Below are 7,161 nucleotides of genomic sequence, written 5' to 3'. Positions count from 1 at the left end.
TATGTTAACCTGTCGGCCATCTCATATGGCCGGTTAAATCTATGCAGGAAAATATTTCAGTAACCGATTCATACAGCACCGGGAATGCCGTACAGGCAATGCTGGAGAAGCTGCTGCAAATTTATGATGTTAAAACGCTGGTGGCGCAACTTAATAGTGTAGGTGAGAACCACTGGAGCGCAGCGATTTTAAAACGAGCTCTGGCGAATGATTCGGCATGGCACCGTTTAAGTGAAAGAGAGTTTACTCATCTGCAAACGCTGTTACCTAAACCGCCAGCGCATCATCCACACTATGCGTTTCGCTTTATTGATCTGTTTGCCGGAATTGGCGGCATTCGGCGCGGGTTTGAGTCGATAGGGGGTCAGTGCGTATTTACCAGCGAGTGGAACAAACATGCGGTGCGCACCTATAAAGCTAACTATTATTGCGATCCGGCGACACATCACTTTAATGAAGACATCCGCGACATCACCCTGAGCCATAAAGAGGGCGTGAGTGATGCAGCCGCGGCGGAGCATATCCGCCAGCACATACCTGAACACGATGTTTTACTGGCCGGTTTTCCTTGCCAGCCATTTTCTCTGGCTGGCGTATCGAAAAAGAACTCACTTGGTCGTGCGCACGGTTTTGCCTGCGATACCCAGGGGACATTGTTCTTTGATGTGGCGCGCATCATTGATGCTCGTCGTCCGGCGATTTTTGTGCTCGAAAACGTCAAAAACCTGAAAAGTCATGACCAGGGCAAAACATTTCGCATCATCATGCAGACGCTGGACGAACTGGGCTATGACGTCGCTGATGCAGAAGATAACGGCCCGGACGATCCGAAAATCATCGACGGTAAACATTTTTTGCCACAGCACCGTGAACGCATTGTGCTGGTAGGCTTCCGTCGCGATCTTAATTTGAAAGCCAGTTTTACTCTGCGTGATATCAACCAGTGTTTTCCAACGCAGCGAGTGACATTAGCACAGTTGCTGGACCCGGTGGTCGAAGCGAAATATATCCTGACGCCGGTGCTGTGGAAGTATCTTTATCGCTATGCGAAAAAACATCAGGCGCGTGGTAATGGCTTTGGTTACGGAATGGTTTATCCGAATAACCCGCAAAGCGTTACTCGTACGCTTTCTGCACGGTATTACAAAGATGGCGCGGAAATTTTAATCGATCGCGGCTGGGATATGGCAACGGGAGAGAGAGATTTTGACGATCCGCAGAATCAGCAACATCGTCCACGTCGGCTAACCCCTCGCGAATGCGCACGTTTGATGGGTTTTGAAGCGCCGCATGAAGCGAAATTCCGCATTCCGGTTTCTGATACCCAGGCTTATCGCCAGTTCGGTAACTCGGTGGTTGTCCCGGTGTTTGCCGCGGTGGCAAAACTGCTTGAGCCAAAAATCAAACAGGCGGTAGCGTTGCGTCAACAAGAGGCACAACATGGCCGACGTTCACGATAAGGCCACACGTAGTAAAAATATGCGCGCGATCGCCACGCGCGATACGGCTATTGAGAAGCGTCTTGCCAGCCTGTTAACTGAGCAAGGGCTGGCGTTTCGCGTTCAGGATGCCGCTCTGCCCGGACGACCAGATTTTGTCCTTGATGAATATCGCTGTGTGATATTTACCCACGGTTGCTTCTGGCATCATCATCACTGCTATCTGTTTAAAGTTCCTGCCACACGAACCGAATTCTGGCTGGAGAAGATCGGTAAAAACGTTGAGCGCGATCGTCGTGATATCAGCCGATTGCAGGAACTCGGCTGGCGTGTATTGATTATCTGGGAGTGTGCATTACGTGGGCGCGAGAAGTTAACGGATGCGGCGCTTACCGAGCGTCTGGAAGAGTGGATCTGCGGCGAGGGAGCCAGCGCGCAGATCGACTCTTTGGGAATTCATTTACTCGCGTGATGCGTCTTGTATAACTGGCGCGACGACAGGTTTCGCAGGGAAGAGATATTTCCCCAATGTGACCAGCACCACCGCGAAGACAATCACGCCCAGCGCCAGCCATTCAATCTTCGACAGCGTTTCGCCACCCAGTCCCGTTCCCAGTAATACCGCGACAACGGGGTTAACGTAAGCATAGCTGGTAGCCAGTGCCGGACTGACATTACGGATTAAATACATATAAGCGTTGATCGCGATGATTGAGCCAAACAGCGCCAGATAACCGACAGCCAGGAAACCAGAAACAGAAGGAACCGCCGTCAGTTTCTCACCTGCAATCATTGAGGCGAGCATGAGCGCCACGCCTGCCGCCAGCATTTCAATTGCGCCCGCCATCATCCCCACTGGCAGGGTAATGCGCGAGCCATAAACTGAACCGAACGCCCAACTTACAGAACCGATTAAAATCAGAATAGCGCCCCATGGGTTACCGCTTAAGTTACCACCACTGTTAAGCATGACGATCCCGGCAAGCCCAATGGCGATGCCGAGCCATTCCAGTTTACGCGTTTTAATGCCAAATAAACGGCTGAAGCAGAGGGTAAAGAGCGGAACGGTGGCGACGACCACCGCAGCAATACCTGAAGGAACATTTTGATGTTCAGCCACCGTTACCATACCGTTGCCGACAGCCAGCAACAATAAACCAATAAGCGCGGCGTTGAGCAGTGGGCGCAGTGGCGGCAATTTATGTCCACGCAACAATAAAAAGGCCATCAATAAAATGCCCGCAGCCAGAAATCGCACACCCGCCATCATTAACGGCGGCCAGCTTTCCACTCCAATCCGAATGACAAAATAAGTCGAGCCCCAAATGATATACAACGCAAACAGCGAGCCCAAAAGCGGTAACAACTGGCGGAAACGCATAATCCCTCACGGTAGAAATAAAAAGGTGGTTCATAGTAAACGTTAAAATCATTCTACAGGCGAGAGATATAATTACGTTTGATTGTTAAAAAAATGTTGACCCCGCGAAGCCAGTATCAGGCAAGCCGATTTTGCTTCATACTTAGCGCGTCAATGATAAAAATGAGAGGGAATGCTTTTGGCCGGGAGTAGTTTACTGACGTTACTCGATGATATCGCCACTTTGCTGGACGATATTTCCGTGATGGGCAAGCTGGCGGCGAAGAAAACCGCTGGTGTATTAGGGGATGACTTGTCGCTCAATGCGCAACAAGTTTCAGGCGTACGCGCCAACCGGGAATTACCCGTGGTCTGGGGCGTGGCGAAAGGATCGCTGATCAATAAAGTGATTCTGGTGCCGCTGGCGCTGATCATCAGCGCTTTTATCCCGTGGGCGATTACGCCATTGTTGATGGTTGGCGGCGCGTTTCTCTGCTTTGAAGGCGCAGAGAAAGTGCTGCATATGCTGGAGGCGCGTAAGCATAAAGGCGATCCGGCACAGAGTCAGCAGCGCCTGGAGAAACTGGCTGCACAAGACCCGATGAAGTTTGAAAAAGACAAAATAAAAGGGGCGATTCGCACTGATTTTATTTTGTCTGCGGAAATCGTCGCTATCACGCTGGGGATTGTGGCTGAAGCGCCGTTGCTCAATCAGGTACTGGTGCTTTCAGGGATTGCACTGGTGGTAACGATAGGCGTGTACGGGCTGGTAGGCATTATCGTTAAGATAGATGATTTGGGGTACTGGCTGGCAGAAAAGTCCAGTACGCTAATGCAGGCGATGGGGAAAGGGTTACTCATTATCGCTCCCTGGTTGATGAAAGCATTATCCATTGTCGGGACGCTGGCAATGTTTCTGGTGGGCGGCGGCATTGTGGTGCATGGCATCGCGCCGTTACATCATGCTATAGAGCAGTTCGCCGGGCAGCAGAGCGCCCTGATGGCGATGATATTACCGACTGTTTTAAATCTGATTCTTGGTTTTATTATCGGTGGTATCGTGGTGCTGGGAGTGAAAGCTGTAGCAAAACTACGCGGTCAGGCTCATTAATAATCGCTTCTGACTATTATGCAAAATTCGTCATCCTCGACTAAGGTGAACAAGTTTCACTCGAAAAAAGGAGGCGAGTATGAGTTTTATGGTTAGCGAGGAAGTGACGGTAAAAGAGGGCGGCCCGCGGATGATTGTTACCGGGTATTCCAGCGGCATGGTTGAGTGTCGCTGGTATGACGGTTACGGCGTCAAACGGGAAGCTTTTCATGAAACCGAACTTGTTCCGGGAGAGGAATACCGTTCACCGGACGAAGTTTAAAAGCGTATAATTAATCAAAAATAGCCGGATGGGGCGTTCGCGCCGTATCCGGCTATTGTGCTGGCGTTTGCATTGAATGCCTGATGCGGCGCTGGCGCGTCTTATCATGCCTGCGTTGTGAAAATATCGTCGTTTGGCGACGCTATCGCCATGTTATGCCAGAATCATAGAAAAGCAGGTTGGGAGTCGTCAGGGTGTTGCACGAGATAAAAACAGAAAAACAGAGCTGGTTGAAGAAGCTCGCACGCCGTCTGGGACCAGGTCATGTCGTTAATCTCTGTTTTATCGTCGTGTTACTCTTTTCCACCTTGCTCACCTGGCGTGAAGTTGTGGTGCTTGAAGATGCTTATATTTCCAGCCAGCGTAATCATCTGGAGAACGTCGCCAGCGCGTTGGATAAACAACTGCAATATAACGTTGATAAACTGATGTTTCTGCGTAACGGGATGCGCGAAGCCCTCGTTGCGCCGCTCGATTTTACCTCTTTGCGCAATGCTGTTACCGAGTTCGAACAACGGCGCGACGAACATGCCTGGCAGATCGAACTCAACAGACGACGCACTTTGCCGGTTAACGGCATCTCGGATGCTCTGGTTAGTCAGGGAAGTCTGCTCTCCCGCGAGAATAACTCTCTTGATAACGAAATTACCGCTGCGCTGGAAGTTGGCTACTTACTGCGTCTGGCGCACAACTCCTCGTCGATGGTCGAACAGGCGATGTATGTTTCACGCGCTGGATTTTACGTTTCGACGCAGCCGACACTGTTTATGCGTGATGTGCCTACGCGTTACTACGAGTTTGTCACTCAGCCCTGGTTTATCGGGCACTCGCAGCGGGAAAATCGCCAGCGCGCAGTACGTTGGTTTACCTCACAGCCAGCGCTATCCAGCCACACTGAGCCACAGGTTACCGTTAGTGTTCCGGTCGACAGCGATAACTACTGGTATGGTGTATTGGGGATGAGTATTCCCGTGCGTTCAATGCAGCAATTTTTAAAAAACGCCATTGATAAAAACCTCGATGGCGAATATCAACTCTATGACAGTAAACTGAAATTGCTGACCTCATCTAACCCGGAGCAATCGGCTGCAGATCTCTTTGAGCCTCGAGAACTGGCATCGCTGGCGCAGGCGATGGAACACGATACGCGTGGCGGCATTCGGATGGACAGTCGCTATGTCAGCTGGGAACGGCTGGATCATTTCGATGGTGTTTTGGTGCGAATTCACACGCTTAGCGAAGGCGTACGCGGCGATTTTGGCAGTATCAGCATTGCCTTAACTCTGCTGTGGGCGCTCTTCACCACCATGTTACTTATCTCCTGGTATGTTATTCGGCGGATGGTGAGCAATATGTTTGTTCTGCAAAGTTCACTGCAATGGCAGGCCTGGCACGATACCTTAACCCGTTTGTATAACCGTGGCGCACTGTTTGAAAAAGCACGCCCGCTTGCCAAACTGTGTCAGACACACAAACATCCCTTTTCTATTATTCAGGTCGACCTTGACCATTTTAAAGCGATTAACGACCGCTTTGGTCACCAGGCTGGCGATCGCGTGTTGTCACATGCCGCCGGGTTAATCAGTCATTCATTGCGTGCCCAGGATGTCGCCGGACGAGTTGGCGGCGAAGAATTTTGCGTAGTTCTGCCAGGGACTAATCTGGCGCAGGCAAAAGACGTCGCCGAACGTATTCGCCTGAAGCTGAATGAGAAAGAGATGTTGATTGCCAAGAGCACGACAATACGTATCAGTGCCTCGCTGGGAGTCAGTAGCAGCGAGGAAACCGGTGATTATGATTTTGAACAATTACAATCGCTGGCCGACCGTCGGCTGTATCTTGCAAAACAAGCCGGGCGCAATCGGGTCTGTGCGAGCGATAACCCTTAACGCTCAGAGAAAAAATGATCTAACCCTTCGTGCCAGCCTTCGGGGCCTTCTCGCTGTGTACGCCAGACACGGAGCGGGTCTTCGTTTTGCAGATGTACGCCTTCACGGTTCAGTCCTTTTACAACTACAGCGTAATCCATCACTTCCAGTAATGGCGCATCATTAGGCCCGTCACCTAATCCGAGCGTTGTCGGGCGTTTGCCGCTGAGTTGTTGATATATCGCGATAATCCAGTTTGCCGCCTGAGCTTTCCCGACAGAAGCATCAAGCACATGCCAGAAACGGGCGCCCTGAACAAACTGCAACTCCTGCTCGTTCAGGCGTGCGGCAAATTGCGTCATTCGCTCATCACTGTCGCGCCAGATGAGTGTTTCCGACGCTTCATGTCGCTGCGTCAGCGCAGCCTGGCTGCGGCTTAATCCTGTCCATTCGGCAATAGTCGCGTCATCGACATCATCAAAGGTCGTGAATTTGAAATGCTCTTTCTCGCGCAGTGAATTTAACACCAGGTTGATTTCACCATGGGTAATGCCAGAAATGATGTACGGAAAATCATCCAGATTTTGCCATTGTTCAGCAAGCTGGATCACTGCGCCATTTTCGGCAATCAGCGGCAACCCATGCAGCCCCAACGTTTTTTGCAGGTATCGCATTTCAGCCGATATTTTACTGCTACAGAGAATCACGGGAACGCCAGCTTCCCGTAATCGATTCAACCACGGGGCGGCTGGCTGCCAGTCGTAACTGTGAATGTCCAGCAGGGTGCCATCGAGGTCAGTGAAAATCAGTAGCGGTTGATGAATTGAAAGCATGGTTGCGCAGCGCCCTCTACCAGGATGTTTCCTAAAACAGCACGATTTGTATCTGAGCATTTTTCGGGAGCGATCCCGCTCGCAGCAGGGCCCGTAAGGGGTGACGAAAGTCACAATTCCATTCATTAATGACGTTAATCATTCATATAAAGAATATTTCCTTGTCAGCGAAAAAAATTGCGGATAAGGTGATGAACATATCAGATTTCCTGGTGTAACGAATTTTTTAAGTGCTTCTTGCTTAAGCAAGTTTCATCCCGACCCGTACAAGGGTCGGGATTTTTTTGT

General features: G+C 50.6%; 7 protein-coding genes. 5 read left to right on the top strand and 2 right to left on the bottom strand.

Translation table 11 applies throughout. The annotated features are described in order from the left end of the window. Positions 1-41: 41 nt before the first annotated feature. Both dcm and vsr read left to right on the top strand, forming a co-directional pair. Positions 42-1,460, top strand: coding sequence for a DNA-cytosine methyltransferase (gene dcm / locus EA14781_RS21145; RefSeq protein WP_001157291.1), 1,419 nt, complete (start codon positions 42-44; stop codon positions 1,458-1,460). Then, complete coding sequence (gene vsr / locus EA14781_RS21140) at positions 1,441-1,911, top strand: VSPR family DNA mismatch endonuclease (protein ID WP_000785986.1); 471 nt, start codon at positions 1,441-1,443, stop codon at positions 1,909-1,911. The genes dcm and vsr overlap by 20 nt, the downstream gene beginning before the upstream one ends. Here vsr and yedA read toward each other — a convergent pair. Beyond that, positions 1,900-2,820: a drug/metabolite exporter YedA gene (yedA, locus tag EA14781_RS21135; RefSeq protein WP_001212279.1), complete on the bottom strand. Its 921-nt coding sequence runs from the start codon at positions 2,818-2,820 to the stop codon at positions 1,900-1,902. The genes vsr and yedA overlap by 12 nt on opposite strands. Positions 2,821-2,992: 172 nt before the next feature. On the opposite strand from yedA, the gene EA14781_RS21130 reads away from it, so the two are divergent. From EA14781_RS21130 to dgcQ, 3 genes are all read left to right on the top strand, one after another. Continuing rightward, positions 2,993-3,910, top strand: a complete 918-nt coding sequence (locus tag EA14781_RS21130) for a DUF808 domain-containing protein (protein WP_000922698.1) — start codon at positions 2,993-2,995, stop codon at positions 3,908-3,910. 79 nt (positions 3,911-3,989) lie between these two features. After that, entirely contained in the window at positions 3,990-4,172 is a 183-nt protein-coding gene (locus EA14781_RS21125) for a YodC family protein (protein ID WP_000009304.1), read from the top strand. Positions 4,173-4,366: 194 nt separating this feature from the next. Continuing rightward, positions 4,367-6,061 (top strand): cellulose biosynthesis regulator diguanylate cyclase DgcQ, encoded by a 1,695-nt coding sequence (dgcQ, locus tag EA14781_RS21120; protein ID WP_000902155.1) that lies wholly within the window; start codon positions 4,367-4,369, stop codon positions 6,059-6,061. On the opposite strand, the gene EA14781_RS21115 is transcribed toward dgcQ, so the two are convergent. Then, on the bottom strand, positions 6,058-6,873 hold the full coding sequence (locus tag EA14781_RS21115) for a mannosyl-3-phosphoglycerate phosphatase-related protein (RefSeq protein ID WP_000948802.1): 816 nt from the start codon (positions 6,871-6,873) through the stop codon (positions 6,058-6,060). The genes dgcQ and EA14781_RS21115 overlap by 4 nt on opposite strands. Positions 6,874-7,161: the final 288 nt, after the last annotated feature.

This window comes from Escherichia albertii NBRC 107761 = DSM 17582, assembly GCF_000759775.1.
Taxonomy (GTDB): domain Bacteria; phylum Pseudomonadota; class Gammaproteobacteria; order Enterobacterales; family Enterobacteriaceae; genus Escherichia; species Escherichia albertii.
Note: the sequence above shows the minus strand (reverse complement) of the source record. Positions and strands in the feature narration are given on the sequence as shown.

Bases quoted from the DNA above. Each gene is read 5' to 3' on its own strand.
- dcm (WP_001157291.1), top strand. From the start codon at position 42: ATGCAGGAAAATATTTCAGTAACCGATTCATACAGCACCGGGAATGCC.
- vsr (WP_000785986.1), top strand. From the start codon at position 1,441: ATGGCCGACGTTCACGATAAGGCCACACGTAGTAAAAATATGCGCGCG.
- yedA (WP_001212279.1), bottom strand. From the start codon at position 2,820: ATGCGTTTCCGCCAGTTGTTACCGCTTTTGGGCTCGCTGTTTGCGTTG.
- EA14781_RS21130 (WP_000922698.1), top strand. From the start codon at position 2,993: ATGCTTTTGGCCGGGAGTAGTTTACTGACGTTACTCGATGATATCGCC.
- EA14781_RS21125 (WP_000009304.1), top strand. From the start codon at position 3,990: ATGAGTTTTATGGTTAGCGAGGAAGTGACGGTAAAAGAGGGCGGCCCG.
- EA14781_RS21115 (WP_000948802.1), bottom strand. From the start codon at position 6,873: ATGCTTTCAATTCATCAACCGCTACTGATTTTCACTGACCTCGATGGC.